The 26,730-nt window shown below is 61.0% G+C and carries 23 protein-coding genes, 1 tRNA gene and 1 pseudogene; 12 read left to right on the plus strand and 13 right to left on the minus strand.

Going from position 1 to position 26,730, the window contains the following annotated elements; translation table 11 throughout:
• Positions 1 to 92 precede the first annotated feature (92 nt).
• The 4 genes from CUJ84_RS21370 to tesB form a co-directional block, all read right to left on the minus strand.
• Complete coding sequence (locus tag CUJ84_RS21370; protein ID WP_105007657.1) at positions 93 to 2,780, minus strand: FtsK/SpoIIIE family DNA translocase; 2,688 nt, start codon at positions 2,778 to 2,780, stop codon at positions 93 to 95.
• A gap of 251 nt (positions 2,781 to 3,031) precedes the next feature.
• Positions 3,032 to 4,462, minus strand: a complete 1,431-nt coding sequence (locus CUJ84_RS21375) for an ammonium transporter (protein WP_064649637.1) — start codon at positions 4,460 to 4,462, stop codon at positions 3,032 to 3,034.
• A gap of 27 nt (positions 4,463 to 4,489) precedes the next feature.
• Positions 4,490 to 4,840: a P-II family nitrogen regulator gene (locus tag CUJ84_RS21380; RefSeq protein WP_003543684.1), complete on the minus strand. Its 351-nt coding sequence runs from the start codon at positions 4,838 to 4,840 to the stop codon at positions 4,490 to 4,492.
• A 210-nt stretch (positions 4,841 to 5,050) separates the two neighbouring features.
• The gene (gene tesB / locus CUJ84_RS21385) at positions 5,051 to 5,935 is read right to left on the minus strand and encodes an acyl-CoA thioesterase II (protein WP_105007658.1); all 885 of its coding nucleotides are present in this window, start codon (positions 5,933 to 5,935) and stop codon (positions 5,051 to 5,053) included.
• 84 nt (positions 5,936 to 6,019) lie between these two features.
• Between tesB and CUJ84_RS21390 the strand changes: the two genes are divergently transcribed.
• Positions 6,020 to 7,234 (plus strand): ubiquinone biosynthesis hydroxylase, encoded by a 1,215-nt coding sequence (locus CUJ84_RS21390; RefSeq protein ID WP_105007659.1) that lies wholly within the window; start codon positions 6,020 to 6,022, stop codon positions 7,232 to 7,234.
• Positions 7,235 to 7,370: 136 nt separating this feature from the next.
• Here the strand turns inward: CUJ84_RS21390 and CUJ84_RS21395 are convergent, their stop codons facing one another.
• The 4 genes from CUJ84_RS21395 to CUJ84_RS21410 all read right to left on the minus strand — a co-directional run bounded on the left by CUJ84_RS21395 (position 7,371) and on the right by CUJ84_RS21410 (position 10,176).
• Positions 7,371 to 7,559, minus strand: coding sequence for a Trm112 family protein (locus CUJ84_RS21395; protein ID WP_017966162.1), 189 nt, complete (start codon positions 7,557 to 7,559; stop codon positions 7,371 to 7,373).
• 9 nt (positions 7,560 to 7,568) lie between these two features.
• Positions 7,569 to 8,255 (minus strand): LON peptidase substrate-binding domain-containing protein, encoded by a 687-nt coding sequence (locus tag CUJ84_RS21400; RefSeq protein WP_171604531.1) that lies wholly within the window; start codon positions 8,253 to 8,255, stop codon positions 7,569 to 7,571.
• Positions 8,256 to 8,531: 276 nt separating this feature from the next.
• Complete coding sequence (trxA, locus tag CUJ84_RS21405; RefSeq protein ID WP_105007660.1) at positions 8,532 to 9,506, minus strand: thioredoxin; 975 nt, start codon at positions 9,504 to 9,506, stop codon at positions 8,532 to 8,534.
• A gap of 160 nt (positions 9,507 to 9,666) precedes the next feature.
• A complete protein-coding gene (locus CUJ84_RS21410; protein WP_105007661.1) occupies positions 9,667 to 10,176 on the minus strand; it encodes a prolyl-tRNA synthetase associated domain-containing protein in 510 nt (169 codons plus the stop codon).
• A gap of 256 nt (positions 10,177 to 10,432) precedes the next feature.
• Between CUJ84_RS21410 and CUJ84_RS21415 the strand changes: the two genes are divergently transcribed.
• Positions 10,433 to 10,507 (plus strand) — tRNA-Gly (locus CUJ84_RS21415).
• A 60-nt stretch (positions 10,508 to 10,567) separates the two neighbouring features.
• Here the strand turns inward: CUJ84_RS21415 and CUJ84_RS38820 are convergent.
• A pseudogene (locus tag CUJ84_RS38820) lies at positions 10,568 to 10,961 on the minus strand (IS481 family transposase); the annotation flags it as partial.
• 2 nt (positions 10,962 to 10,963) lie between these two features.
• Complete coding sequence (locus CUJ84_RS21425) at positions 10,964 to 11,713, minus strand: SDR family NAD(P)-dependent oxidoreductase (RefSeq protein WP_017962475.1); 750 nt, start codon at positions 11,711 to 11,713, stop codon at positions 10,964 to 10,966.
• Between the two features lie 58 nt (positions 11,714 to 11,771).
• Here CUJ84_RS21425 and CUJ84_RS21430 point away from each other — a divergent pair, with 58 nt between their 5' ends.
• From CUJ84_RS21430 to CUJ84_RS39385, 5 genes are all read left to right on the plus strand, one after another.
• Positions 11,772 to 12,704 carry a LysR family transcriptional regulator gene (locus CUJ84_RS21430; RefSeq protein ID WP_199788743.1) on the plus strand — a complete coding sequence of 311 codons (933 nt, stop codon included), beginning with the start codon at positions 11,772 to 11,774 and terminating at the stop codon, positions 12,702 to 12,704.
• Between the two features lie 453 nt (positions 12,705 to 13,157).
• Positions 13,158 to 14,111 (plus strand): MBL fold metallo-hydrolase, encoded by a 954-nt coding sequence (locus tag CUJ84_RS21440; RefSeq protein ID WP_075224959.1) that lies wholly within the window; start codon positions 13,158 to 13,160, stop codon positions 14,109 to 14,111.
• A gap of 143 nt (positions 14,112 to 14,254) precedes the next feature.
• The gene (locus tag CUJ84_RS21445; protein WP_105007664.1) at positions 14,255 to 15,007 is read left to right on the plus strand and encodes an SDR family oxidoreductase; all 753 of its coding nucleotides are present in this window, start codon (positions 14,255 to 14,257) and stop codon (positions 15,005 to 15,007) included.
• Positions 15,008 to 15,152: 145 nt separating this feature from the next.
• Entirely contained in the window at positions 15,153 to 15,578 is a 426-nt protein-coding gene (locus CUJ84_RS21450; protein ID WP_075224957.1) for a cupin domain-containing protein, read from the plus strand.
• A 71-nt stretch (positions 15,579 to 15,649) separates the two neighbouring features.
• Positions 15,650 to 16,003 (plus strand): hypothetical protein, encoded by a 354-nt coding sequence (locus tag CUJ84_RS39385; RefSeq protein ID WP_245457499.1) that lies wholly within the window; start codon positions 15,650 to 15,652, stop codon positions 16,001 to 16,003.
• Positions 16,004 to 16,281: 278 nt separating this feature from the next.
• Here the strand turns inward: CUJ84_RS39385 and CUJ84_RS21460 are convergent, their stop codons facing one another.
• The 3 genes from CUJ84_RS21460 to CUJ84_RS21470 form a co-directional block, all read right to left on the minus strand.
• Entirely contained in the window at positions 16,282 to 17,487 is a 1,206-nt protein-coding gene (locus tag CUJ84_RS21460; RefSeq protein ID WP_105007665.1) for an NAD(P)/FAD-dependent oxidoreductase, read from the minus strand.
• Between the two features lie 114 nt (positions 17,488 to 17,601).
• Positions 17,602 to 18,432: an alpha/beta fold hydrolase gene (locus tag CUJ84_RS21465; protein WP_075225002.1), complete on the minus strand. Its 831-nt coding sequence runs from the start codon at positions 18,430 to 18,432 to the stop codon at positions 17,602 to 17,604.
• A 450-nt stretch (positions 18,433 to 18,882) separates the two neighbouring features.
• On the minus strand, positions 18,883 to 19,833 hold the full coding sequence (locus CUJ84_RS21470) for a helix-turn-helix domain-containing protein (protein WP_105007666.1): 951 nt from the start codon (positions 19,831 to 19,833) through the stop codon (positions 18,883 to 18,885).
• 907 nt (positions 19,834 to 20,740) lie between these two features.
• Here CUJ84_RS21470 and CUJ84_RS21475 point away from each other — a divergent pair.
• The 5 genes from CUJ84_RS21475 (at position 20,741) to CUJ84_RS21495 (ending at position 26,711) form a co-directional block, all read left to right on the plus strand.
• Positions 20,741 to 22,183: a M81 family metallopeptidase gene (locus CUJ84_RS21475; RefSeq protein WP_105007667.1), complete on the plus strand. Its 1,443-nt coding sequence runs from the start codon at positions 20,741 to 20,743 to the stop codon at positions 22,181 to 22,183.
• Between the two features lie 210 nt (positions 22,184 to 22,393).
• Entirely contained in the window at positions 22,394 to 23,125 is a 732-nt protein-coding gene (locus CUJ84_RS21480; RefSeq protein ID WP_105007668.1) for a FadR/GntR family transcriptional regulator, read from the plus strand.
• Between the two features lie 91 nt (positions 23,126 to 23,216).
• Positions 23,217 to 24,725, plus strand: coding sequence for an ABC transporter substrate-binding protein (locus tag CUJ84_RS21485; RefSeq protein WP_105007669.1), 1,509 nt, complete (start codon positions 23,217 to 23,219; stop codon positions 24,723 to 24,725).
• Between the two features lie 166 nt (positions 24,726 to 24,891).
• Positions 24,892 to 25,839, plus strand: coding sequence for an ABC transporter permease (locus CUJ84_RS21490; RefSeq protein WP_024320455.1), 948 nt, complete (start codon positions 24,892 to 24,894; stop codon positions 25,837 to 25,839).
• A complete protein-coding gene (locus CUJ84_RS21495; RefSeq protein ID WP_029870867.1) occupies positions 25,836 to 26,711 on the plus strand; it encodes an ABC transporter permease in 876 nt (291 codons plus the stop codon). The genes CUJ84_RS21490 and CUJ84_RS21495 overlap by 4 nt, the downstream gene beginning before the upstream one ends.
• The last annotated feature ends 19 nt before the right edge of the window (positions 26,712 to 26,730 follow it).

The following is a 26,730-nucleotide window of genomic DNA, read 5'->3' on the forward strand; positions in this document are numbered from 1 at the left end:
CAAGGCGTTGCGATCGGCCTGCGAGAGGTAACGGCTTCGATGCTATCAGGTTTCCGCAAAAGCGGCTGCATCGGAAATATATGCCTGATATCTCAGCGGTCGAGGATGTCGCCTTCGGTGGGAACGAGGATCTCGCGTTTGCCGGCGTGGTTGGCCGGCCCGATGATGCCCTCCTTCTCCATGCGCTCGACGAGCGAGGCGGCGCGGTTGTAGCCGATGCCGAGCCGGCGCTGGACGTAGGAGGTCGACGCCTTGCCGTCGCGCAGCACGATGGCGACCGCCTGGTCGTAAGGATCTTCCGATTCGGAAAGATTGGACGTGCCGGCCGGGCCGCCGCCGCCGTAATCGCCGTCCTCGTCGTCATCGGCGGTGATCGCGTCGAGATATTGCGGCGAGCCCTGGGTCTTCAGATAGGAGACGATCTCTTCCACCTCGACATCCGAAACGAACGGGCCGTGCACGCGCTGGATACGCCCGCCACCCGCCATGTAGAGCATGTCGCCCATGCCGAGCAGCTGTTCGGCACCCTGTTCGCCAAGGATGGTGCGGCTGTCGATCTTCGAGGTCACCTGGAAGGAGATGCGGGTCGGGAAGTTTGCCTTGATCGTGCCGGTGATGACGTCGACGGACGGACGCTGTGTCGCCATGATCACGTGAATGCCGGCGGCGCGCGCCATCTGCGCCAGACGCTGGACGGCGCCTTCGATATCCTTGCCGGCGACCATCATCAGGTCGGCCATCTCGTCGATGATCACGACGATATAGGGCATCGGCCGCAGATCGAATTCCTCGGTCTCGTACATCGCCTCGCCGGTATGGCGGTCGAAGCCGGTCTGCACCGTGCGCGAGATCGCCTCGCCCTTCGACAGCGCCTGCTCGACGCGGGTGTTGAAGCCGTCGATGTTGCGCACGCCGATCTTCGACATCTTCTTGTAGCGCTCTTCCATCTCGCGCACCGTCCATTTGAGCGCGACGACGGCCTTTTTCGGATCGGTGACGACAGGCGAAAGCAAATGCGGGATGCCGTCATAGACGGAGAGTTCGAGCATCTTCGGGTCGATCATGATCAGCCGGCACTGTTCCGGCGTCATGCGGTAGAGCAGCGACAAGATCATCGTGTTGATGGCGACCGACTTGCCGGAACCGGTGGTGCCGGCGACGAGCAGGTGTGGCATCTTGGCGAGATCGGCGATGACGGCTTCGCCGCCGATCGTCTTGCCGAGCGCCATGGCGAGCTTCGCCTTGCTGCCTTCGAAATCCCTGGAGGCGACGAGTTCACGCAGATAGACGGTCTCGCGCGTCTGGTTCGGCAATTCGATGCCGATCGCGTTGCGGCCGGGCACGACGGCAACACGGGCGGCGATGGCGCTCATCGAGCGGGCGATATCATCGGCAAGGCCGATGACGCGCGACGACTTGATGCCGGGCGCCGGCTCCAGTTCGTAGAGCGTGACGACGGGACCTGGACGGACATGGATGATCTCGCCCTTGACGCCGAAATCTTCGAGCACGCCTTCGAGCATGCGGGCATTCTGCTCCAGTGCATCGGCCGAAAGCGTGGAGTCGCGCACGACATTCTTCGGTTCGGCGAGCAGATGCATCGACGGAAGCTGGAAACCCTCGGGACGGATGAACGAGCCCTGCGCCTCCCGCTCGATACGGGCGCTGGGCTTCGGACGGGCGACCACCGGGACGACGCGCGGTTCCGGCTTGCCGGCCGCCTTTGCCGGTGCGCGGATCATCCAGTCGTCGTCATCGTCATCGGGCAGGATATCGGCCGGGCGCGGCGGCATGTCGGCATCAAAGGGCAGGTCGTCGTCATTATCATCGTCGTCATCGATCGACAGCGACGGCGCGGAAACGATGCGCCGCGGCGAAGCCGCCCTTGGCCCCATCGATGGTTCCATCGAGGGCTCCATGCGCTCGCCGCGGACGGTCGGCGCCTTGGCACGCACGGGTTCGTTCAGCGTACCGAACTCGTCATCGTTGAAATCATAAGGTGATTCGTAATCGCCCTGGCGCCGCTTGCGCGGCCCCATGCCGAAGAGCCGGCGCAATCGGCCCTGGCTCATGTACCAGGCATGCGTCACGGCACCGCTGAAAGCGACCCAGCGGGACTCGTCTTCCTCGTCGTCCTCGTCTCCGACGACGCGGGCCTTGCTACGGGTATCAACGTAGTCCTCCTCGATCTCTTCGTCTGCGTCGCTGCGGCCGACGAGGCCTGAGGCAAAGAGCATCATCCAGGCGGTCGGCGCGGCAAAGATGCAGCCGACCACCATGGCGAAGGTGCCTGTGGGATAAGCGCCGACGAAGAGTGCAGGAAAACGCAGGATCATGTCGCCGACGACGCCGCCGATGCCGTTCGGAATCGGCCAGGTGAGCGGCGGCGGAAAACAGCCGATGACGGCGGAAGAGAGCACCGAACCGGCAAACCAGGCGCCGATGCGGGCAGGAATACGGCTGAAGCGGCGGCCCGAGATCAGCGTCAGCGCCCAGGCGACGATCGGCAGCATCGAAACGACGCTGGCAAGGCCGAGGAATTGCATGACGATATCGGCAAAGGCAGCACCGCTGTAACCGAGGATATTCGTCGGCAGGTTGGCGGTCGCATAGGAATAGCTCGGATCGGCGACATTCCAAGTCGCCAGCGCCGCGACGCAGAACGCCAGCAGCAAAAAGATCGCAAAGCCGATGAGCGCCTGGATCTGCCGCAGCATGAATGCCGAGAAGGAGAACCGATCCGGACGGCCATCCATTGCCGGCGACGTGCTTCTTGCCATGTGTCTAACCCGTCCAATGCCTGAGGACACGCGAATCGCTAAAGCTTCGCCGTGCCAAAATGCGTCCGCTCTACCTAATCAGAGCCGGGTTAAAGCGATGTTAACCATGCATGCCTGGACGTGCATTCCGAGCAGGGAAAAGAAAAAAGGCCCGAACCTTGGAAGGTCCGGGCCAAATGCGGTCTATGGTTAGATAGGCCGCGACGGGCCGTGCAGCGGCGCCCTTTTGCCGGGCGCCGCAAACCCTGTGATCAGGAAGAGTGGTAGGCGGCTTCGCCGTGGGTCGAAAGGTCGAGGCCTTCGCGCTCGGCTTCAACGGTTACACGCAGGCCGATGACGACATCGACGATCTTGTAGAGGATCGCAGAGCCGATGCCCGACCACAGCAGCGTCGTCAGCACGCCCTTGGCCTGAGCCCAGACCTGGGTTGCCGTGCCGGCATAGGAGGCTGCGAAATCGGCTGTGGAATAGTCGACGATGCCTGCACCGCCGAGCGCCGGGTTGACGAGGATACCGGTGCCGAGAGCGCCGATGATGCCGCCGATGCAATGGACGCCGAAGACATCGAGGCTGTCGTCGTAGTTGAACTTGTTCTTCACAACGTCGACGAAGAAGTAGCAGACCGGCGAGACGATGAGGCCGAGAACGATCGCGCCCATCGGGCCGGCAAAACCTGCCGCCGGGGTGATGGCAACGAGACCGGCGACCGCACCGGAAGCACCACCCAGCATGGAAGCCTTGCCGCGAGTGAGGCTTTCAACGATGCACCAGGACACAGCGGCGGCAGCCGTTGCGACGAAGGTGTTGATAAAGGCAAGCGAGGCGTAGGCATTGGCTTCAAGGTTGGAGCCGGCGTTAAAGCCGAACCAGCCGACCCAGAGCAGCGAGGCGCCGACCATGGTCAGCGTCATCGAGTGCGGAGCCATGATTTCCTTCTTATAGCCCGTGCGCTTGCCGAGCATGATGGCGCCGACGAGGCCCGCAATACCGGCATTGATGTGAACGACCGTGCCGCCGGCGAAGTCGATTGCGCCGTAGGAGAAGATCAGGCCGGCCGGCGAGGTGTAGGAGCTCGGACCGCCCCAGAACCAGACCATGTGCGCCATCGGGAAGTAGATGAACGTGACCCAGAGCACGACGAAGAGCATGACGGCCGAGAACTTGATGCGCTCGGCGAATGCGCCGACGATCAGGCCAGGCGTGATGCAGGCGAAGGTCATCTGGAACACAATGAAGGTGTATTCCGGAATGGCGACGCCCTTCGAGAAGGTTTCGGCGAGCGACGACGTGTTGACGCCGGCTAGGAACGCCTTGGAGAAGCCGCCGACGAAGCTGTTCAGCGAGCCACCATCGGTGAAGGCGAGCGAATAGCCATAGGTCACCCAGATCAGCGCCACGACGGCCGTGATCATGAAGACCTGCATCAGCACCGAGAGCATGTTCTTGGCGCGGACGAGACCGCCGTAGAAAAGCGCAAGGCCGGGGATGGTCATCAGAAGGACGAGCGCCGAGGAGACGAGCATCCAGGTATTGTCACCCTTGTCCATGGTGAAAGCAGGAGCAGCAGCAGCGGTGGCGGCAGCTGGCGCAGCCTCCTGCGCGAAAGCGACGGCCGGCGCCAGAAGGGCGGCCGAAGCTGCGCAAAGCCGCGCAAAGGTGGAAGAAAACTTCGAAATTGACATTGGATAAAGCTCCTTGATCTGCCGTTCTTACAGCGCTTCTGAATCGGTTTCGCCCGTACGGATGCGCACGGCATGGTCGATCGAATAGACGAAGATCTTGCCGTCACCGATCTGGCCGGTCTTAGCCGATGCCGCGATGGCCTCGACCGCCCTGTCGACGAGTTCCGATGCAACCGCGATTTCGATCTTGAGCTTCGGCAGGAAGCTGACTGCATATTCGGTGCCGCGATAGATTTCGGTGTGCCCCTTCTGGCGCCCGTAGCCCTTCACTTCGGTTACGGTCAGCCCCTGAATACCGATCGCCGTAAGGGCTTCGCGGACCTCATCGAGCTTGAACGGCTTGATAATGGCCATCACAATTTTCATCTGGTTTCCCATCCTTCGTTATCCTCGGCGCGGAGCCGACTCTCCTTGCCGCTGACGTTCCTGAACAGCGACCGGCGATACACATTCAAGGGGCGTGCCAGATTCGAGGCAGGTCGTAAGTTATTGAAAAGTAAAGGTTATAATAAAGAGTGCCAATAAACAGGCAAATGATCGGCCAATAAGCGCACAAATAACGCGCAAATTTATAAAGTTGCACAATTTTTATTCATTTGCCTTTTTCCGAATCAGGCCTTCCTGCGCAACCGATGCGATCAGGCTACCCGATCGCGTAAACAGGCTACCCCGGGTTAATCCTCTGGCACCTGAAGCCGACGGACTGTCCTGCGTATAAAGCAACCAGTCGTCGAGCTTGCAGGGTCGGTGGAACCACATGGAGTGATCGAGGCTCGCCACCTGCAGGCTCTGGTCGAAGATGGACGTTCCGTGCGCATAGAGCGACGTATCGAGCAGCGTCATGTCCGAAAGATAGGCAAGCACCGCCGCCTGATAGAGCCGGTCGTGAGGAACCGGGCCGGTGGCGCGAACCCAGACGTCCTGTTTGGGATCGAGCTTCCTGTCGGAAAAATAATGCGTCAGCGAGACGGGACGGATCTCGATCGGTCGCTCACGCTGCCAGTATTTTCGGATCGCCTCCGGCGCATGCGCGAGATACTGTTCCTTGATCTGCTGCTCGCCGAGCAGCGCCTCCGGCATCTCGACATCGGGCATCGCAATCTGGTGCTCGAAGCCCGGCTCCTCCACCTGGAAGGAGGCCGACAGCGCGAAGATCGCCTTGCCGTGTTGGATGGCGACGACGCGCCTCGTGTTGAAGCTCGATCCGTCGCGAATGCGCTCCGCCTGATAGATGATCGGCACCGAGGGATCGCCGGGACGCATGAAATAAGCATGCAGCGAATGGACGAAACGTTCGCCCTCGATGGTGCGCTGCGCCGCCATCAGCGCCTGGCCGATCACCTGGCCGCCGAAGACCCGCTGCCAACCGACCTTGGGGCTGCGGCCGCGGAAGATATCGACCTCGATCGGCTCCAGATCGAGGGTCGAAAGCAGCGTCTCCATCGCCGAGGGGCCTGATGTCTCGCGCGTCATTTTCTATGTCTCCCGGCGGTAGGAAGTGAAGTTGCGATGATCTATATAGATCACATCTGAGGCATAAGGTACGGGAGCGGCGCGATGCTGGACATGCTGGTTGTGGGCGGGGGTTATGTCGGCCTCTCCGCCGCTGTCGCGGTCAAACAGGCAGCACCCCATCTGAATGTCGCGGTCGTCGAGGCGGCCCCCGAGCATGTCTGGAAAAATGATACGCGCGCTTCCGCCATCATCGCGGCGGCGGCGAAGATGCTCGAGGTCTTCGGCATCTGGAACGAGATCGAGCCGGAAGCCCAGCCGATCACCAAAATGATCGTCACCGACTCCAAGACCTCCGATCCGGTGCGTCCGGTTTTTCTGACCTTCGACGGCGAAGTGACCGAAGGCCGGCCCTTCGCCCACATGATCCCGAATGTTGCGATGGTCGCAGCACTGCGCGGCGCTTGCGAACGGCTCGGCATCGACATCCGCCACGGGCTCGGCGCCACGGAGCTAAAGACCCACGACACCCATGTCACCGTCACGCTTTCGGACGGCAGCGCGCTGGAAACCCGGCTGCTGGTTGCCTGCGACGGCGTGCGCTCGAAACTGCGCGATCTCGCCGGCATCAGGACCGTCACCTGGGACTACGGCCAGTCCGGCATCGTTGCAACAGTCGAGCATGAGCGGCCGCATGACGGATGTGCCGAGGAGCATTTCCTGCCGGCCGGCCCCTTCGCCATCCTGCCGCTCAAGAACAATCGCTCCTCGCTCGTCTGGACGGAGCGGACGCCGGATGCCAACCGGCTGGTCGCCGCCGACGACCTGATCTTCGAGGAAGAGCTCGAACGCCGCTTCGGCCACAAGCTTGGGAGCCTGAAAGTGATCGGCGACAAGCGCGCCTTCCCGCTCGGTCTGACGCTGGCGCGCTCCTTCGTCGCGCCGCGTTTTGCGCTGGCCGGCGACGCCGCCCACGGCATCCACCCGATTTCGGGTCAGGGGCTCAATCTCGGCTTCAAGGATGTGGCGGCACTTGCCGAAACCATCGTGGACGCCGATCGCCTCGGCCTCGATATCGGCTCGATCAATATCCTCGAGCGCTACCAGACCTGGCGGCGCTTCGACACGTTCCGCATGGGGGTGACGACGGACGTCCTGAACCGGCTCTTCTCCAACGATGCGACGCCGATCCGCATCGCCCGCGACGTCGGCCTCGGTATCGTCGACCGGCTGCCGCGCCTCAAATCCTTCTTCATCGGCCAGGCGGCCGGAACGACGGCAAAGGACAATCCGCGCCTGCTTGCCGGAGAGACGATTTAACCGTTGTTTTTACGCAATTCCCTGGAATTGCTCTACAGCATGTCGCGCAAAAGTGTGCAGCGGTTTTGCGATAACGACATGCGTGAAAACAAGGACCTAAAGCGCGAGGAGCGAATCTGAAAGATCGCGACGCGCTTTAGTCGTCGAGGCGGCGGGCCTCGGACACCAGCATGATCGGAATGCCGTCGCGGATCGGATAGGCAAGCCGCGCCTTTTCCGAGACGAGTTCATTCTGCTCGCGATCATAGGAAAGCCGACCCTTGGAGAGCGGGCAGACCAGGAGATCGAGCAGTTTTGGATCGACGCGGCTGAGTTTTTCATCCATGGCTGAAGTCTACTGCAGAACCGTGTCGGAGTCACCGAAGACGCGCGCCAGCACGATTTCGGTAATGGCGATCAGCGTCTCGGCCCGCGTCTTCAGGTCCGGCGCCTCCAGCAGCGCTTGTTTTTCCGCCGGCCCGAAGGGTGACATCATCGCCAGCGAATTGACGAGCGTCAGATTGCTCGCCCGCTCGACGCTCTCCCAGTCGGCCTCGAGCTTGTTGGCATCGAGATAGGCCTTGAAGGCGGTCAGAAGTGCTGCGCGATCGACCGCCTCTTCCTCGTTCGCGGCCGAGAGATCGGCGATGAACGGGGCGATACGGAAGATGCGGAAGGGGTCGCTGGTCGATTTCTCTTCCAGCAGCCGGAAACGGCAGACGCCGGTCAGCGATACGATATAGCGCCCGTCGCCGGTCTCGGCGAAGGAGGTGATGCGGCCGAGGCAGCCGACAGCGGCAAGGTTAGGCTCGCCGCCCTTGTCCTCATGTTCGCCAAGCGCCGGCTGCACCATGCCGATCAGCCGGTTTCCGGTCAGTGCTGCATCCAGCATCGCCAGATAGCGCGGCTCGAAAATGTTGAGGGGAAGCTGCCCGGCCGGCAGGAGGAGGGCGCCGGTCAGGGGGAAGACAGCGATGGCATCAGGCAGATCGCCCGGCTTCAGGTATCTGGCATTCCCGACTTGCATGTAACCGTCCCGCATTCTTGCAACGGGCATGCCCGTTCTGACGAGAATGTGGTGCCCTCGTCCGAAAACGCAAGGGCAGATGCTCGAAACTTAACGCCTACCCCGAAAATCGGAATCGATTTTCGGAAAGGATCATACGTGGATTCAAAGCGATAGAGCGCGCTTAGCACATCCTGTTGGATGCGCGGCGCTCAAGAGCAATTCCGGGAAATGCGATGCCGCTTCCCCAGGAATTGCGTAAAAACAAAAGGCTGGCGCGGTGCTGCGCTTCTATGAAAAAGCAGAACCGGTCTAGGAGAACAACATCGCCGAAAGCTTGCGGCGCGCTGCAACCGTCGCCGGATCCTTGAAGCCCCAGACTTCAAAGAACTGCAGCAGCTGCCGGCGGGCGCCGTCGTCGTCGAAAGCACGGTCCTTGCGCATGATCAGCAGCAAATGGTCGGCCGCTTCGTCGCGCCGGCCTTCGACATTGAGGATCTTGGCGAGCTTCAACCGCGCCTCGTGGTCATCGGGATTGGCGGCCAGGTCGCGCTCAAGCGCAACGGGATCGCCGAGCTTGCGGGCCTCCTCGATCTGCTCGAGCTTCATCAGCACGGCCTGGATGCCCGCGTCTTTCGCCAGCTCTTCCGGCAATTCCGTCAGTATTTCGCGCGCCCGCTGATGCTGGTTTGCGGCGATCATGCATTCGGCCATTCCGGCAAGCGCCTTGGCATTCTCGGGGTCGGCCTGCATCACGGCGCCATAGAGCTGAGCAGCCTCGTTGATATTGCCGGCGGCAAACAGTTCCGCCGCTTCCACAAGCACGGCTTCGATTTCGGCCGCCTCGTCGGCGCCGGCCGGACCGGCGATCCGGTCGATGAACTGCTGGATCTGGCTTTCCGGCACCGCGCCCATGAAGCCGTCGGCGGGGCGGCCATTGACGAAGGCGATGACGGCAGGGATCGACTGGATGCCGAGCTGACCGGCGATCGAGGGATGGTCGTCGATGTTCATCTTGACCAGCCGGACGCGGCCCTTGGCGTCGTTGACCACTTTCTCCAATACCGGCGTCAGCTGTTTGCACGGGCCGCACCAGGGTGCCCAGAAATCGACCAGCACCGGCTGCTTGCGCGATTCCTCGATCACATCCTTGCCGAAATTCGCGGTCGTCGTATCCGTGATGTAGCTGCCGGCCGCAGCCGTGGGTTCCGGTGCCGCGCCGAAACTTGTCGTCGCCGTCATCTGATTTCCGAAGGAACCGCTATAGGGGTTGTCGCTGCCGCTCATAGGTATCTCCCGCCGCGCCGATCCTTCCGGCGTCTTTGCTAAAGCATGTCGCGCAAAACTGTGGTGCGGTTTTGCGATAAAGACATGCGCAAAACCAAAGACTAAAGCGCGGCAAGCGAATCTAAAAGATCGCGACGCGCTTTAGCGCTAAAATCGTATGTCAGGACGTAACTTTCAAGACAAGTGGCTTATGTCCCGTCGCTTCCATGAAACGGATGAGGTCGCTGCTCGCGATCGAGGTCGTCGCATCATTGGATAGCGGATGGCAGTTGACGATCTCCTCACGCATCAGCTCGGCATCGAGCACGAAGGTGACATTCTCCGCAGTATCGTTGATCGCACCGAAGGCCGTGACCGAACCCGGAGCCACCCCGAGATACTCCATCAGCTTCTCCGCTCTGCCGAAAGAGACCCGGCCGGACCCGCCGATCGCATTATGCACCTGCTTGAGGTCGACGGCAGCATTTTCCTCCACGGTCAGCAGAAAATACCTGTCCTTCTTGTCCTTGACGAAAAGATTCTTGGTGTGGCCGCCGGGGATCTCGTCGCGCAGGGCCACCGATTCGGCGACGGTGAAGACCGGCGCATGGTCGATCGTCTTATGGGCAATGCCGAGGCCGTCGAGAAAGGCAAACAGTTGTTCTCTTGTCTTGGGGGCATTTTCGGACATGGGGCAATCCATTGGACGGGAAGGGAAAAAAGCGAGGCGTTCTGATTAAGTCCGTCCACATCGTTTGGCAATCTTTGCGACCGACGCTTTGCCCCGCATTTGCGGCCTTTCCGCCCGGGCTCTGCGAACACCGGAATTTTTCTTCGCCTCACCGTCATTTCCCTGTTGCATTTGAAAACCCGTTAGGCCATATAGCGCCGGTCGCCGCGAGGCGGCGCCCACGGTCCAACAACTACCCCGGACCGATGCGGATTGAGCGGGTGTAGCTCAGGGGTAGAGCACAACCTTGCCAAGGTTGGGGTCGAGGGTTCGAATCCCTTCGCCCGCTCCAGTTTTCCAAATTGCCCATACCGAAGACAGAGGTAACAGATTGTCCCTGAGACATGGGTGACAACCTCGTGCCGAACGGGTTGTCGATGGTTTGCAAAGCCCTCTGCTCCAGGTCGATATATCCCGGATCATAGTGCATCAAGCTGACGAGCCAAATACCGTCATCGACTTCCTTGATTCCCAGTTTCTGTCCGGCCAGCACGGTCGAGACATTGATCTTCTTGCGATGCATGCAGATGCGTCCGCAATTGGTGACCAGCACCTCGCGATCCTGGAAGGGTCGTTCTGCCGGGCGGACGGGTGGCCCCTTCTTGAACGTCAGATGCATGCGCTCGTGGCGGCCGTTCTGCCGCGGATGGCCGGGTTTGATGCGTTCGATACCTGCCGAGCCTCAGCCACTGGACCGACAGCTTCGACAGGTTGTAGAGCCCGTTGGGGCTGGCAAAGGGCAGGCCTTTTAAGCCAGGGTCATACCGCCATCGACATGAAGCTCGATCCCGTTGACAAAGCTTCCTGCATCGGAGGCGAGGAAGAGTGCGGCGCGCGCCAACTCTTCCGGTCGGCCGAGACGGCCGGCAGGGATCAGGGAAGCCATGTAATCTTCGAATGCCGGCCGCTCGGCCTCCGATACGCCCAGCTTGGCGAGGATTTCCGTCTCGACCGGTCCCGGGCTCAGGATGTTGACGCGGATCCGCCGCGACTTGAATTCGATCGCCCAGTTTTTCGCAAAGGCGGCGGTTGCTGCCTTTGAACCGGCATAGACGGTATGGTCCGGGAGGACCTTCGTGGCCGCGAGCGAGCTCGTGACGATGATGTTTCCGCCATCGCGGATCAGAGGGGCGATCGTCTGCACGCCGAAGAACACGCCGCGCGTATTGATTGCGAAATGCCGGTCGTAGTCTGCCGGAGTCACCTCGGCGGAGGTGGTGAGATTGATGATCCCAGCATTGGCCATGTAGATGTCGAGCCCGCCGAAGCGGCTCTTCACGGTGTCCGCCAGCCTGCGATGATCTTCCAGGTCGGCGGCATCACCCACGAAGCCGATGGCCGACGGACCGATTTCTTGCACGGCTCGGTCGACAGCATCCTGCCGGCGCCCGGAAATGATGACCTGCGCTCCTTCTTCCGCGAACAGCCGAGCAGTCGCCTTGCCGATGCCGCTATTGCCGCCGGTGATGACGGCGACCTTGTCTTTGAGGTGTTGCATTGTTTATCTCCTTTCAACGAGAAATTAGATAAACGCTGCCACCCTTCGTCATTAGATCATGGGCGGGCACATGATCTGTGCCGCGGAGGTGCAAATGCCGAATCTGCTCAACGAGATGCCCGGATTGATGGCTTTTGTGCGGACGGTAGAGGCCGGATCGTTCAGCGCCGCGGCCCGCGATCTGGCGACGACACCGTCAGCGGTGTCGAAGAGCGTGGCGCGGCTGGAAAAGAAGATTGGCGCCCGGCTGTTCCTGCGCTCCACGCGCGCCCTGACGCTTACCCAGGACGGGCAACTTTTCTTCGACCGCGTTGCACCGCTGTTGCGGGACCTGGATGCAAGTGAAGAGGCGATCAGGTCCGACGTTGCGCCCTCGGGTCGCTTGCGCATCAGCATGCCTAGCGAAATGGCGCCTCTACTGCTGCCGCGCCTCTTCGGAAGCTTTGCAGCCGACTATCCGAACCTGCATCTCGAAGTCGGACTCACGGATCGGTTCGTCGATCTGATCAGGGAGGACTACGACGTTGTGCTGCGCGTTGGAAATCCCGCGCCGGGGGACCTCATGGTTCGTCACCTGGCCGACCTGCCGATGGCGATCGTCGGGTCTCCGGCCTTTCTGAAGACCTGGGGCAATCCTGCAACTGCCGAAGCGCTGGCGGCTCTGCCCTTTGCCCGCTATGCACTGGGTGGTATCACGCAGCCTCTGCGCCTGCCGGACGGGACGAGCTTCATTCCCTTGGGGCGCGTCGATTGCGACTCAGGGGCCGCACTCATTCAGGCTGCGCTGAGTGGGCTGGGAGCGGCCTATCTTCTGCGATGTCTGGTCGCGAAAGACCTGGCAGACGGCACGCTTGTTACACTCGCGGCGGGGTTTGCGTTCCCTAGCGCTCCCTTTAATGCACTGCACGCCTTTGGCCGCACCGTGCCGTTGCGCGTAAAACTGGTCTGCGATTTCATCGCCCGCGAGGCAAAAGCTCTCGAAGCCATCTGAGCACCTGATGTTGGGGTTGGTCAGAATCCCGGTCCGCCGGTCTCGTGCATCGTCGGGGTAAGGTCTCCCATGCCCCGATCAGCTCACCGACGGACCGGATATATCGGATGCCGACCCTAAGGTCGAAGCAGTCGAGAACCACGTAAACGACGATCCCGAAGGCCAGGATGTCCTTGAGGATCATTGCGGGACGTTTCTCTCGCGGCTGCATCCAACAAATCGGCGAAACCCCGGGCGATTGCCGCATGCGCATGCGTCAACAGCAATTGCTCTGCAGCGGCAGCAATCGTTCTGGCGCAGCCGCAGATCGGTTTCGCTAGATCATTAGAGGACACGCCAGCAGTGAGTGTGTCGCCGATCGCTAAAGACTTCACCGCATTGACCGCGCCTCCCGCCCAGGAAGCGTAAGCCAACCAGGATTAGCACCAGGATAGAACACAGGAGTTTTCAAAGATGAACCAGATGATCAACAACACTCAGGAGGCAAGCATGAAACTGGACAACACCTCACATCCCAGTAGACCGGCACCCGAAGAACTGGTTCCGTCGCGCTACGCGGTGCGGATCGGCGAGATTGACGTGCTGGTGATCAGCGATGGCGTGCTACCGCTCCCAACCGCGATGTTGGGACACAACGCCGAGCCGGCCGCCCGGGCCGCCTGGCTGGGCGACATGTTCCTGCCGCCGGACGCCTTCGACTGGGCACTGAACGTGGTCGTGGTGCGCAGCGGCGGGCAGACCATCCTTATCGACGCTGGGCTGGGATTGGACCCGGACTTGAACTTGCCGCGGGCCGGGCAGTTGATGAAGCGACTGGAGGCCGCCGGCATCGATCTTGGATCCGTGACCGACGTGGTTCTTACACACATGCACATGGACCACGTTGGCGGGCTGCTCGTCGACGGGGTGAAGGACCAACTGCGTCCGGACCTGCGGATCCATGTGGCCGCTGCCGAGGTCAAATTTTGGGAGTCGCCCGATTTCTCCCACGTCTCGATGCCGGCGGGCTTCCCCGACGCGCTTCGGGCGGCCGCCAAGCGGTTCGCCAAAGAGTATCGCAGCCATCTCAGGCTGTTCGATGACGAGTACGAGGTGGCGCCGGGCGTGGTCGTCTCTCGTACCGGCGGGCACACCCCTGGGCACAGCGTGGTCCGCGTGGCCTCAGGCAACGACCGTCTGATGTTTGCCGGCGACGCGGTATTCGCGGTCGGGTTCGACCACCCCGACTGGTTCAACGGCTTCGAACATGACCCCGAGGAGGCTGCCCGCGTTCGGGTCCGGCTTTTGCGGGAGCTTGCGGCGACCGGCGAACTGCTGGTGGCAACGCATATGCCGTTTCCTTCCGTTGGCCATGTCGCGGTCGACGGCGACGCCTTTCGTTGGGTCCCGGTCTTCTGGGACTACTGACCGCTTGTCGAATTAAGGCCGAACCAAAGCGTGCATCCTTGAAGGCCGTGCTCGGCCTTCAAGCCCGAGCTTCAACCAGGCCTTCGCCTATCAACCTATTCAACCACGCGCACCGCATGGGCGCGCAGCAAATGGAGCGTCTTATGAAAATCGTGATTATCGGCGGAACCGGCCTGATCGGCTCCAAGACCGCAGAGCGCCTGCGCAAGAAAGGGCATGAGGTCATTGCCGCTGCCCCGAAAACCGGCGTCAATACCCTTACCGGAGAGGGCTTGGCGGAAGCACTGAAGAATACCGACGTGGTGATCGACCTCGCGAACTCGCCATCCTTCGAGGATAAGGCCGTGCTTGAGTTCTTTCAGACGGCGGGCAAGAACCTGATGGCAGCGGAAATTGAGGCCGGCGTGAAACACCACATCGCGCTTTCCATCGTCGGCACGGATCGGCTGCCGGATAGCGGCTATCTTCGAGCCAAGGTCGCCCAGGAAAAGATCATCCGGGAAGCCGGCACTCCCTACACCATCGTGCGTTCCACACAGTTCATGGAATTTCTCGGCGGCATCGCCCAGGAGGGCACGGTTGGCGACACGGCCCGCTTGTCGACAGGTTCCCTGCAGCCGATCGCGTCCGACGACGTCGCCGATTTCGTGACTGACGCGGCGCTTGCCGCGCCGGTTAACGGCATTATCGAAATCTGCGGCCCTGAGCGCGCGCGTCTCTGCGATTTCGCCGCGCGCTACCTCAAGGCGATCGGAGATTCCCGCACCGTTGTCGCAGATCCGGATGCCCGCTATTTCGGCACCAAACTGGAAGACGGTTCACTCGTCTCCGACAATCATCCTCGCATCGGCCGCATCGGTTTCGACGATTGGTTTGCGACTACGCCGAGAAAATAACGAGTTGCGCATGGGCCGCCTGATAAGCGGCCCATGCGCCTGTAGCTTTACATTTTGATGGCTACGCCAAACATATAAAAGATATATAAAACAATACGTTATATAGAAACTGCGATCGACTCCAAGTCATGAAAGGACGATAGACATGATCAAGTCATTGGCTTTTGCCGTCGCATTGGCGGCTCTGCTGTCAGGTTCGGCTCTTGCGCATGATGCGCCGGGTGGCGGGGAGGGCGCAAAGGTTACGCTGGTCTATGACCACAAACTGCCGAACGTCCCCGGCAAGAGCATGAAGGGCGTTCTCGTCGAATATGCTCCGGGCGGTTTCTCGGAGGGCCATACACATCCAGCATCCGCCTTCATATACGCGACCGTTCTCGAAGGCGCGATCCGCAGTCAGGTCAACGATGGCCCCGTCACTGTCTATAGCGCCGGTGAAAGCTTTTCGGAATTTCCGGGCGATCGCCACGGTGTCAGCGAGAACGCCAGCAAGACTAAGCCGGCAAAGCTCCTCGCTGTCTTCGTGGTCGATACCGCTGAGCAGGAACTGACCTTCCCGATCAAGAAATAGGCGATCTGGCCGGGCACACGATGCCGTGCCCGGCAGTTCATTGACACAAACCATGATCGGTGAACCCAGCTATGTCAGATGATGACAACTTCCTGCAGCTTGCCCTCATCAACACTCTGGGAATTGCCGGGATCGTCGTGTGGCACATGCAGGGCGGAAACCGTCCGACAGGCCGCCTGATCGTCCAGATCCTTTTCTTTACCGGCATGAGTCTCGTGCCTTTTATGGCAAGCATCGCGCCGCACCAGCCCGATGGTACCAGGGCGCGAGAGCCATCCGGGGCCACGGCATGCGCGAGCGCGCGCATCGGTCTGCCTGGCAGCGGCAGCGAACTGCTCGGCTCCGAGGTCACCAGTCAGCTTCGCGCTGATAGCATAGAGTTCTCTTACCACTTTCTGAACCCTATCTCTCCGACCATCGGATGATGGAGTCACGGGGCTTCGGCCTCAACCGGCTTACAGAAATAGCAGCGGACTTTCGCGATACCGGGACAATGCAACGCTTGTTTTGAGCAAATAGGGAGACCATCACGGTTCCGGTGAGAACCAGGCGGCCTGCTCCTTGCGGCACGCCTTCAAAGATTGCTTACGAGCCGAAAGCGCTCGGGAAGAAATAATCGATGAAAGATGAGTTGGGTCAGGAACAAGCCGGAATATGGCAAGCTGCGCTCTTATTCAGAGCGCAGCCTCATCTCGGGATCCGATCACAGTTTGGTCACGTGCTCCGGATCAGCTGAGGCCAGCGCAGCGGCGCGCTCGGGCTTCGGTGGATAGATCCAGACGGTGTTGATCTCCTGCTTGGTCGCCTTCGCTTTCTCGCCGACCATCTCCACCTTGCGATCCCATCCTCGCGTAAAGAGGGCTCCGGCATCGCCGAGGTCGAGGCAGGTGACATAGGCTTCCTGATGATATTGCCGTGCTGGCACGCCCAACAGTTCAGCGGCGGCATTGTTGCCCGCGAAGGCGCCCATGCGTGTGGCGTGCTGGCACGACATCAGTGCGTAGTTGCCGCAGTCGTCGCAAGCGGCGCGCGCCGCATCCCCTGTGGCAAAGACGCCGGGTACGGACGGCACGCGCAGGCAGCCATCGACCAGCAGCCGGTCGAACTTGTCACGCTCGCCGGGAATTTTGGTGGTCAGCGGATTGGCCCGTATGCCTGCCGCCCAGATCACGGTCATGGTTTCGATATGCTCGCCGGTACTCAGCGTAACTCCGGATTTATCCAGCGATGAAACGCCGGCATTGAGCCGCGTTTCCACGCCGAGCTTGCGAAGTGCTTCCTCGATGATCGGGCGCGGACCTTCGCCCATGTCGGGGGCTACCGCGCTGCTGCGGTCGACGATAATGACACGCGGATTGGCGGTTTTGTCGAACAGGGTCCGCAGCCGCGAAGGCATCTCGGTCGCCGCCTCGATACCAGTGAAACCGGCGCCGGCAACAACGATTGTGTCGCGCGCAGCCGAGGCCGGCATCTTCGCAAGCTCGTGCAGGTGGCGATCAAGGGCAATGGCGTCATCGAGGTTATCGACGCTGAAGGCGTATTCGGCGAGGCCGGGAATATTCGGACGGAACAGCCGGCTGCCGGTGGCGAGCACGAGGCGATGATACTGAAGGGACCTTCGTTCGCCCTTGGCATTGACGACGTCTACGGTGCAGGCCTTCGTGTCGACGGCTTCAACACTGCCCTGCACGTAGGCGACATCGACGGCATCAAATACATCCTGCAAAGGTGCCGTCAGGCTCTCGGGCTTCGGCTCGTAGAGCCGGGGGCGGATGACGAGCGTCGGTTCCGGGGACACCAGTGCGATTTCGAGCTCTTCGGGCGAAACGCCTTCGATATCGCGCAGGCGGGCTGCGGAAAGAGCGGCGTACATGCCGGCGAACCCGGCGCCTACAATCACAAGTCTCATGTTATTCACTCCGTGGTTTGTAGTTTCAAAGGGGCCGCGCGTCACCGTTGCCGCTCCCGATGGGCGGCGAGATGGTCGGTAACGATGGCGCGCGGATTGGTGAAGCGACGTCGCTCAGGCGGTGATGAAGGCCAGCATGTCGGCATTGACGACATCTGCATGGGTCGTGCACAGCCCATGCGGCAGTTTCTCGTAGATTTTCAGCGTGCCGGCCTGCAGGAGCTTCGCCGACAATGGAGCGGCAGCACCGATGGGAACGATCTGGTCGTCATCGCCATGCAGCACCAGCGTCGGCACGGTGATGCCCTTCAGGTCCTCGGTGAAATCCGTCTCCGAGAATGCCTTGATGCCTTCGTAATGCGCTTTCGCGCCGCCCATCATGCCCTGACGCCACCAATTTGAGATGACCGCCTGCGACGGCTCGGCACCCGGGCGGTTGTAGCCGTAGAAGGGGCCGCTCGGAAAATCGCGATAGAACTGCGAACGGTTGGCAGCGAGCTGGCTGCGCAATCCGTCGAATGCCTCGATCGGCAAACCGCCGGGATTGGCGCCGGTCTTCAACATCAATGGCGGCACGGCCGCAATCAGGATCAGTTTGGCAACGCGACCTTTGCCGTACCGCGCGACATACCGCGCGGCTTCACCGCCGCCGGTAGAGTGGCCGACATGGATCGCGTTGCGAAGATCGAGGTAGTCGATCATTGCGGCAACATCGGAGGCGTAGTGATCCATGTCATGCCCGTCGCTCACCTGGCTCGATCGGCCGTGGCCGCGGCGATCATGAGCGATCACGCGAAAGCCTTTGCCGAGGAAGAAGAGCATTTGATTGTCCCAATCGTCGGAGCTGAGGGGCCAGCCATGGTGAAAGACGATCGGCTGAGCGGACTTCGGTCCCCAGTCCTTGTAAAAAAGCTGAACACCGTCGCTGGTTGTAATGGAGGTCATTGTGCTGATCCTTTGGAGAATATTTGTTTCGGCGCCCGTCATCGCCGGACGGACAGTTGCTAAAATCGGATATACAAGCCGCTACGGGTCGCTTCCTTGCGACCGACCCGTAATCGGTGTCCCAGACCATCCTTTGTCTCCGCAGGATCCATTGGTATGGGCGCAATGGTGGTTTAGCGAAACACGTCTACGGCTGCGCCAGAGGGATTGGCGCCGTTGCAGAGCAATTGCGGTTTAGCGGGTGCGCCGCAGTTCGTCGCCCGGCGTTTTACCGGTCAGCTTCGGCAATGTGGCGGCCAAGGCTGTTTGCGAGGCGCAGTCACGTGAGGCTGCGACCAACGCCATGTCAGGGGGATTGCGCGGCATGGTCGTCGCGTAGTCGAGCCGATGGCGTGGAAGCGAAGAACGGGACCGTCCGGAATCTGAGACGAGGGCGAAAGGAGAACGCGGTCAGCCGTGGCGGCGGCGCCAATCAGTCGGTGTTTCACCGGTCAATTTTCGGAATGCAGCTGCAAATGCTGTTTGCGAGGCATAGCCGAGGGAGGCTGCGATCAACGCGATCGAATTTTGAGGATCGCGCAGCATGTTTATGGCTTGCTCGAGCCGATATTGACGCAGCCAGTTGTGAGGTGAAAGGCCCGTGCTTTCCTTGAAAGCGCGACAGAAATGAAAACGCGACAGCCCTGAATCGGCAGCGAGGGCCGCGAGGGAGACGTCCGCGTCGGCGTCCGACCGCAATCGTTCGATGGCCCGGCGCAGCACGCTCGGCGCGAGGCCGCCGAGCGCCGGCTGATAGCTCGGTGCCTTGCCTGTGTGCGCGGCCAGCAGGCGCGTGGCCAGAAGGTCGGTCAACTGCTGCCTGAACAGTGTATCCAGTGCCGTATTGCCTTCCAGGACATCGGCTGCGCTCAGGAGCAATCGGGATGTAATGAGGTCCGGATGCGCCGTTCGCTCCAAGAGATCGGTCGGCGTGAAAGTATCGGTTTCGTCGGCGATGCGCGTCAGTGTCGAGCGGGGAAGATAGAGCTGAACGACATCAACCGGTTTTGGAATATCCCATCGGGAGCTTGATCCAGCCGGGATGATGATCACAACCCCGCGACGAAACGTTCCGCTCTCGATCGATCTTCCGGACCGCCGTTCCATGCGCTGTATCGCGCCGTTATAAGCCATGATGACGTGGTCGGTCATCGGCTCGACGACATCATGCAAGGGGCCGTGATTCCAGTGGGCGATTGCACCGCCGGAGGGGTCTGCAGCAAGATGAATTGGCGCAGTCCTCAGAACGCGCGACATCTCGTTTGCAGGATTGTGGTCAGCAGCCGGCATTTCGTCCCGGCGAGCCTCGATTGCCTCATCCGGCGAGCTCTCGAGAGGATCGCTGGAGCAAGGCAAGCTCATGGTTGCGCGCTCGTTGACAGGCGCTGCCTATGTGCGGTCCCGACAACAATCGCGGGCTCATTGAGCATCCGCCTATGGTGGCCGACGTTGTCAGTCCTACTACCCATGACATGCCCCAATGTCGCGAGCGATTTCGCCGTGCTTTTGATTATTCGCGATGTGCGATGCAGGGTAAATATCAAGAACTTTCGAGGGCAAAAACCTATTCTCTAGGATAGGTTGCCTTCGCAACCGGACCTCGTTCTCACCCGATAAAATTAAATCTTTGCATAGCGCCGCGATTGACGCCCTTGCACCAACGCACGGCAAGGGACCGTTTGGGTTCCGAAACTCATGTGGAGTGGGTGGGCGCATCGACTTCCTGTTCGGCGAACCTGTCGAGCGCTTCGCTGAATTCATCAGCCAGCCGGACCCCCACCATAATCTATATAGCACTTCGGAATCCCGAAATTGGTTGCGGTATTGAAATCATTGGATGTTTCCCCGCGGCAACACCGCCCAAAACGCGACGAATTTCGGAATCCCGAAGCGGGGGGATTTCGGGATCCCGAAGTGGGATTTTTCTTCGTGGCGACGCTGACGCGTTTGTCGGCAGCAATCGGACCGCGGCATCCGACGGAAGAAACCGAGTCGGTCGGTGGCTCACCGATTACGGCACCTTCCACCTCGACGCCGGCTTAGAAGATCAAGATTGCAATTTATTTTGGTTGATTGGTTCGTTTGTAAACTTATTGTTGAGGCAAAAGGACGCGTCCTCGGATCGAATCCCGAATGTTCAGTTTATCGCAGCACAAACTCCGTCGACCGACACATATCCGCACCCGGCGCGTCGATACCGGCGCTGGAGCCGGGTTGCCAGCATCGCCCGTAACTTCCTGACTGCTCCCAACATCAACTGAGGTTTCCCATGCGCATCGCCGTCGGTGGCATTCATACCGAATGCAGCACATACAATCCCGTTCTGAACGAGGAAAAGGATTTCCGCGTCGTGCGTGGGGAGGCGCTACTGGCGTCTCCCTATTTCGCCTTCCTCAAGGATTATGACGCCGAATTTCTGCCGACGATCCATGCGCGCGCCATTGCGGGTGGCCCGGTTTCGCGTGCCACCTACGAGGCCTTCAAGGGTGAATTCCTCGAGCGGCTGAAGCCGATGCTGCCGCTTGACGGTCTCTATCTCGCCATGCATGGCGCCATGTATGTCGAGGGCATGGAGGATGCCGAAGGGGACTGGATCAGTGCGGCCCGTGCGCTGGTCGGCAAGGATTGCACGGTTTCGGCAAGCTACGACCTGCACGGCAACGTCACGCAACGCATCATCGATGCGCTCGACATCTATTCCACCTATCGTACTGCGCCGCATATCGATGTCGAGGAGACGATGCGCCGCTCCGTCTCCATGCTGGTGAAGAGCCTGAAAACCGGCGAGAGGCCGATCGTTCTCTGGGCGCCGATTCCCGTCGTGCTGCCCGGCGAGCGCACCAGCACCGTCGATGAGCCGGCAAAGGGCCTCTATGACATGCTGCCTGGGATCGATGCGATCGACGGCGTCTGGGATGCATCGCTGATGGTCGGCTATGTCTGGGCCGACGAACCGCGCGCCACCGCCGCCGCGATCATGACCGGCAGCGACCGCGCCGTGCTGGAGCGCGAGGCCAAACGCCTCGCCAAGGCCTATTGGGATGCACGGCAAGACTTTGTCTTCGGCTGCGAGACCGGCTCGGTCGAAGAATGCGTCGCCAGGGCGATCGCAAGCCCGACCGCGCCAGTGGTGCTTGCCGAATCCGGCGACAACCCGACTGGCGGCGGCGTTGGGGACCGGGCCGATGTACTGGCAGAACTGATCGCCCGGGGTGCCACGGGCGTCGTCTTTGCCGGCATTGCGGACAAGGCGGCGACCGCGGCCTGTTATGCCGCCGGCATCGGCGCGGAACTGGAGCTCAGCGTCGGCGCCTCGCTCGACACCAAGGGTAGCAAGCCCGTTCACGGCCGCTTCACCGTCAAATTCCTGCATGAGACATCAGATCCCACTGACCGCCAGGCGGTGGTTTCGATCAGTGGCATCGATCTGGTGCTTTCCGCCAAGCGTCGGCCCTATCACAACATCGCCGATTTCACCCGGCTCGGCCTCGACCCGCACCAAGCGAAGATCATCGTCGTCAAATCGGGCTATCTCTCGCCGGAACTGGCGCCGATCGCCAATCCGAACCTGATGGCGCTATCAACAGGTGTCGTCGACCAGTTCGTCGAGCGCCTGCCGCGGCTGCGCAAGCAGCATCCGACCTACCCCTTCGACAAGGATTTTGCCTTCGAGCCGCAGGTCTTTCTCTCCGCACGCTCGACGCCAGCCTGAGTTTCACCTGAACCAATTGCGTTTTTTGGGATGATATTGTCGATCGCGGCGCCGCCCTGTCGCTGCGATCGACTGCTTTCCCGTATCGCGGCAATGGCGGGATTTGAGCAAAAAACGGGCAGATTTGGATTTGCACAAAAAAGCGCTTGACGGTCGCCGCGATTTGGTTTGCACTGAACCAATAGAAAATTGGTACGGACCATTTAGCGAATGCCGATGGATGAGACGCAGGGCAATTCGAATTATGCGCTGGAGAAGCTGAGGGCTCTGCTGCGGTCCGACAGTCTCGACGCCGACGGCAAGCTGCCGACCGAGCGCACCCTTTCGGAAATGCTTGGCGTCGGCCGCCGTGCCGTCCGCCGTGCCCTCGAAGTGCTGGAGGCCGAGGGCCGCATCTGGCGCCGCCAAGGCTCCGGCACCTATGCCGGCCCGCGCCCCGACGGCTGGAGCGATCATGTCGGCTCGATCGTTGCCGGCACCGATCTCATGGAAGTCATGGAAGTGCGCCTGCGCATCGAACCGCAGCTCGCCCAGCTTGCCGCCATGCGCGCCAAGGCCGCCGATATCGAGCGCATGTATGATCTGGTGAAGAAGATCTACGAAAGCACCGATGCCGACGGGCGCGAACTCTGGGATGGGGCGCTGCACCGCCAGATCGCCCAATGCGCCGGCAACGGCTTCTTCCTCACCATCTTCGACGTCATCAACCGGGTACGACAGGACGAGGCCTGGCAGACGATCCGCGAGCGCGCTCGCAGCGCCAGCCGGACGCGGCCCGTCACCTTCGGCCAGCACACGGCGATCGTCGATGCGATCGCCGCTCGTGATCCGGCCAGGGCCGGCGAAGCGATGCGCCAGCATCTGCTGACGCTGCAGGAAAGCCTCATCCGCATCACCTCGCTCGATCATAGCGAAACGGAGGTCGACAAGACCCTCGCCTGAACAGCGAGGTGAGCAGGGAGAAGAGAGACGGGCGGGCCATAACCGCCGGAATGGAAGCCAAAACCAAACAAACAGAACAGAGGAGAATGGAATGAAGATCGCCAAATTGCTGACCGCCACCGTTGCCGGCGCGCTGTTTGCGCTTCCTGCCTTCGCCGTCGACCTGAAGATCGGCCTGCAGGACGATGCCGACGTGCTCGATCCCGCGCAGTCACGCACCTTCGTCGGCCGCATCGTCTATACTGCAATGTGCGACAAGCTGGTCGACGTCTCGCCGGATCTGAAGATCGTGCCGCAGCTTGCCACCGAATGGAGCTGGTCGGCCGACGGCAAAGAGCTCACCATGAAGCTGCGCCAAGGCGTCAAGTTCCATGACGAGACCCCCTTCAACGCCGAAGCCGTCGTCGCCACCATCGAGCGCAACATCACCCTGCCGGAATCACGCCGCAAGAGCGAGCTCAGCTCGGTCGCAAAGGTCGAGGCAACAAGCGAATACGAGGTCAAGTTCACCCTCAAGGCGCCTGACGTCACCCTTCTTGCCCAGCTTTCCGACCGCGCCGGCATGATCGTCTCGCCGAAGGCCGCCAAGGAACTCGGCGCCAAGTTCGGCGATCACCCGGTCTGCGCCGGTCCGTTCAAGTTCGTCGAGCGCGTCCAGCAGGACCGCATTGTACTCGAAAAGTTCCAGGACTACTGGAACAAGGACAAGATCTTCATCGACAAGCTCACCTATCTGCCGATCCCGGATACGACGGTGCGCCTCGCCAACCTGCGTTCCGGCGATCTCGACATGATCGAGCGTCTGGCCGCGACCGACGCTGAAGCGGTGAAAGCGGATTCGAGCCTCGTCTATGCCGACGCCGTCGGCACCGGCTACATGGCGCTCTATACCAATATCGGCAATGGTGCGCGTGCCGACAATCCTTTCGGCAAGGACAAGCGCCTGCGCCAGGCTTTCTCGCTGGCGATCGACCGCGATGCCGTCAACCAGATCGTCTATGAAGGCACGGCGGTCTCCGGCAACCAGCCCTTCCCGCCAAGCAGCCCGTGGTTCGACAAGGATATTCCCGTCCCCGCCCGCGATCTCGACAAGGCCAAGGCGCTGATCAAGGAAGCCGGCTTCGACCGCGTGCCGATCGAGCTGCAGATCCCGAACAATCCCGTTGCCATGCAGATGATGCAGATCATCCAGTCGATGGTCGGCGAAGCCGGCTTCGACGTCAGTCTGAAATCGACGGAATTCGCCACACTGCTAAGCGAGCAGACCGCCGGCAACTATCAGCTCAGCCGTTCCGACTGGTCCGGCCGCGTCGATCCCGATGGCAACATCCATCAGTTCATCACCTGCAAGGGCGGCATCAACGACACGAAATACTGCAATTCCGAAGTGGACAAGCTGCTGAACGAAGCCCGTGCATCGACCGACGATGCCGTGCGCAAGCAGAAATACGATGCCGCCGCCGTCATCCTGAACGATGATCTGCCGATCATCTATCTCGGCCATCAGTCCTGGATCTGGGCGCTGCACAAGAACATCACCGGCTTCATTCCGTCGCCGGATGGCATGATCCGTCTCGTCGGCGTCAAGAAAGCCGGCTGACCATAAGCAAATCATGCGGCGGAAACCCTCCGCCGCATGATTCTAAAGCGCGTCGCAATCTTTCAGATTCGCTTCACGCGCTTTAGCTTTTTGTTTTACGCATGTCGTTATCGCAAAACCGCTGCACACCTTTGCGCGACATGCTTTAGTCGTGTCAGGATCGCCCATGTACACTTACATTGCCAAACGGCTCTTGGTCGCCATACCGACGCTTTTGATCATTTCGATCTTCGTCTTCTCGCTGCAGAAGCTGCTGCCCGGTGATCCAATCCTCGCCATGGCCGGCGAGGAACGCGACCCGCAGGTTCTCGAATTCCTGCGCGAGAAATACCGGCTGAACGATCCCGTGCCCTATCAATATGTTCGCTGGCTCGGTGCGGCCCTTCAGGGTGATCTCGGCATTTCGCTGCGCACCAACCAGCCGGTTCTGCAGCTCGTCGGCGAAAAGCTGCCGGTCACCATCCAGCTCGCCATCATGTCGATGATCTTCGCCTTTGCGATCGGCGTGCCGATGGGCATCCTGGCGGCCGTCAAGAAGAACACGATGATCGACTATCTCGCCAACATCATCGCACTGACCGGTCTGTCGATCCCGAATTTCTGGCTCGGCATCATGCTGATCCTCCTGGTTTCGGTCAATCTCGGCTGGCTGCCGGCATCGGGCTACGAACCCTTTTTCAGCAATCCGCTGCGTTCGCTGGAAACCATGCTGATGCCCTCCTTCGTGCTCGGCAATGCGCTGGCCGCGACCCTGATGCGCCATACCCGCTCGGCGATGCTCAGTGTGCTCAGCGCCGATTACATCCGCACCGCCCGCGCCAAGGGACTGCCGGAAAGCACTGTCGTGCTCGAACACAGCTTCCGCAATGCGGTGCTGCCGATCGTGACGCTGACCGCCCTGCTCTTCGGCGAACTGCTCGCCGGCGCCGTGCTGACCGAGCAGATCTTCACCATTCCGGGTTTCGGAAAGCTCATCGTCGACGCCGTCTTCAACCGCGACTACGCCGTCGTCCAGGGCGTGGTGATCTGCACGGCGATCGGCTTCATTCTGATGAACCTCCTGGCCGACATTCTCTACGTCCTTCTCAATCCGCGCATGAGGGCCGCCCTATGACCGCGATCGGAGAGACCGGCATTCCCTCTGCGGTCGACCGCACGCCGAGCCGCGCCTGGCGCAAGCTGAAGGCCAACAAGGGCGCCCTCGTTGGCCTGGCGATCATCGCCTTCTTCGCGATCCTCGCGGTTGCCGCCCCCCTTCTTCCAATTCCCGATCCGAACGCCACAAGCTGGTCGGCGATCCGCAAGGCCCCGTCCGCCGCCCATTGGCTTGGCACCGACGACATCGGCCGCGACATTCTTTCCCGGATGATCTGGGGCGCGCAGGCTTCGTTGATGGCCGGCGTCTTCTCGGTGGCGATCGCCGTTATCATCGGCGTGCCCTTCGGCCTTATCTCCGGTTATTTCGGCGGCTGGATCGACATGGTGATCTCTCGCATCACCGAAGCCTTTCTGGCCATGCCTTTCCTCATCACCGCGATCGCGCTCGCAGCTTTTCTCGGTCCGAGCCTGACCAATGCGATGATTGCGATCGGCCTTTCGGCCATGCCGGTCTTCGTGCGGCTGACGCGCGGCCAGGTGCTTTCGGTCAAGACTGAGGAATATGTCGAGGGCGCCCGCTCGATCGGCCTCCGGTCCTCGAGCATCATCACCCGCTATATCCTGCCGAACGTCTTTGCACCGATCCTCGTGCAGGCGACGTTGACCATCGCCACCGCCATCATCGCCGAGGCGAGCCTCTCCTTTCTCGGCCTCGGGCAGCAACCGCCGGCGCCGAGCTGGGGCTCGATGCTGAACGTCGCCAAGAATTTCCTCTCCCAGGCGCCATGGATGGCGATGTGGCCGGGTGCCGCGATCTTCCTCGTCGTCATCGGTTTCAATCTTTTAGGCGACGGCCTGCGCGATGCACTTGATCCGCGCGAAGCATGATTTCTCGAAAGGACATTTG

It is taken from the genome of Rhizobium leguminosarum, from assembly GCF_002953715.1.
GTDB lineage: Bacteria > Pseudomonadota > Alphaproteobacteria > Rhizobiales > Rhizobiaceae > Rhizobium > Rhizobium leguminosarum_V.

Bases quoted from the DNA above. Each gene is read 5' to 3' on its own strand.
- CUJ84_RS21470 (WP_105007666.1), bottom strand. From the start codon at position 19,833: ATGAGCTTGCCTTGCTCCAGCGATCCTCTCGAGAGCTCGCCGGATGAG.
- CUJ84_RS21465 (WP_075225002.1), bottom strand. From the start codon at position 18,432: ATGACCTCCATTACAACCAGCGACGGTGTTCAGCTTTTTTACAAGGAC.
- CUJ84_RS21480 (WP_105007668.1), top strand. From the start codon at position 22,394: ATGCCGATGGATGAGACGCAGGGCAATTCGAATTATGCGCTGGAGAAG.
- CUJ84_RS21490 (WP_024320455.1), top strand. From the start codon at position 24,892: ATGTACACTTACATTGCCAAACGGCTCTTGGTCGCCATACCGACGCTT.
- CUJ84_RS21380 (WP_003543684.1), bottom strand. From the start codon at position 4,840: ATGGGAAACCAGATGAAAATTGTGATGGCCATTATCAAGCCGTTCAAG.
- CUJ84_RS21400 (WP_171604531.1), bottom strand. From the start codon at position 8,255: ATGCGGGACGGTTACATGCAAGTCGGGAATGCCAGATACCTGAAGCCG.
- CUJ84_RS21395 (WP_017966162.1), bottom strand. From the start codon at position 7,559: ATGGATGAAAAACTCAGCCGCGTCGATCCAAAACTGCTCGATCTCCTG.
- tesB (WP_105007658.1), bottom strand. From the start codon at position 5,935: ATGACGCGCGAGACATCAGGCCCCTCGGCGATGGAGACGCTGCTTTCG.
- CUJ84_RS21440 (WP_075224959.1), top strand. From the start codon at position 13,158: ATGAACCAGATGATCAACAACACTCAGGAGGCAAGCATGAAACTGGAC.
- CUJ84_RS21430 (WP_199788743.1), top strand. From the start codon at position 11,772: ATGGGCGGGCACATGATCTGTGCCGCGGAGGTGCAAATGCCGAATCTG.
- CUJ84_RS21460 (WP_105007665.1), bottom strand. From the start codon at position 17,487: ATGAGACTTGTGATTGTAGGCGCCGGGTTCGCCGGCATGTACGCCGCT.
- CUJ84_RS21425 (WP_017962475.1), bottom strand. From the start codon at position 11,713: ATGCAACACCTCAAAGACAAGGTCGCCGTCATCACCGGCGGCAATAGC.
- CUJ84_RS21485 (WP_105007669.1), top strand. From the start codon at position 23,217: ATGAAGATCGCCAAATTGCTGACCGCCACCGTTGCCGGCGCGCTGTTT.
- CUJ84_RS21450 (WP_075224957.1), top strand. From the start codon at position 15,153: ATGATCAAGTCATTGGCTTTTGCCGTCGCATTGGCGGCTCTGCTGTCA.
- CUJ84_RS21410 (WP_105007661.1), bottom strand. From the start codon at position 10,176: ATGTCCGAAAATGCCCCCAAGACAAGAGAACAACTGTTTGCCTTTCTC.
- CUJ84_RS21390 (WP_105007659.1), top strand. From the start codon at position 6,020: ATGCTGGACATGCTGGTTGTGGGCGGGGGTTATGTCGGCCTCTCCGCC.
- CUJ84_RS21475 (WP_105007667.1), top strand. From the start codon at position 20,741: ATGCGCATCGCCGTCGGTGGCATTCATACCGAATGCAGCACATACAAT.
- CUJ84_RS21445 (WP_105007664.1), top strand. From the start codon at position 14,255: ATGAAAATCGTGATTATCGGCGGAACCGGCCTGATCGGCTCCAAGACC.
- CUJ84_RS21370 (WP_105007657.1), bottom strand. From the start codon at position 2,780: ATGGCAAGAAGCACGTCGCCGGCAATGGATGGCCGTCCGGATCGGTTC.
- CUJ84_RS21375 (WP_064649637.1), bottom strand. From the start codon at position 4,462: ATGTCAATTTCGAAGTTTTCTTCCACCTTTGCGCGGCTTTGCGCAGCT.
- CUJ84_RS21495 (WP_029870867.1), top strand. From the start codon at position 25,836: ATGACCGCGATCGGAGAGACCGGCATTCCCTCTGCGGTCGACCGCACG.
- CUJ84_RS39385 (WP_245457499.1), top strand. From the start codon at position 15,650: ATGTCAGATGATGACAACTTCCTGCAGCTTGCCCTCATCAACACTCTG.
- trxA (WP_105007660.1), bottom strand. From the start codon at position 9,506: ATGAGCGGCAGCGACAACCCCTATAGCGGTTCCTTCGGAAATCAGATG.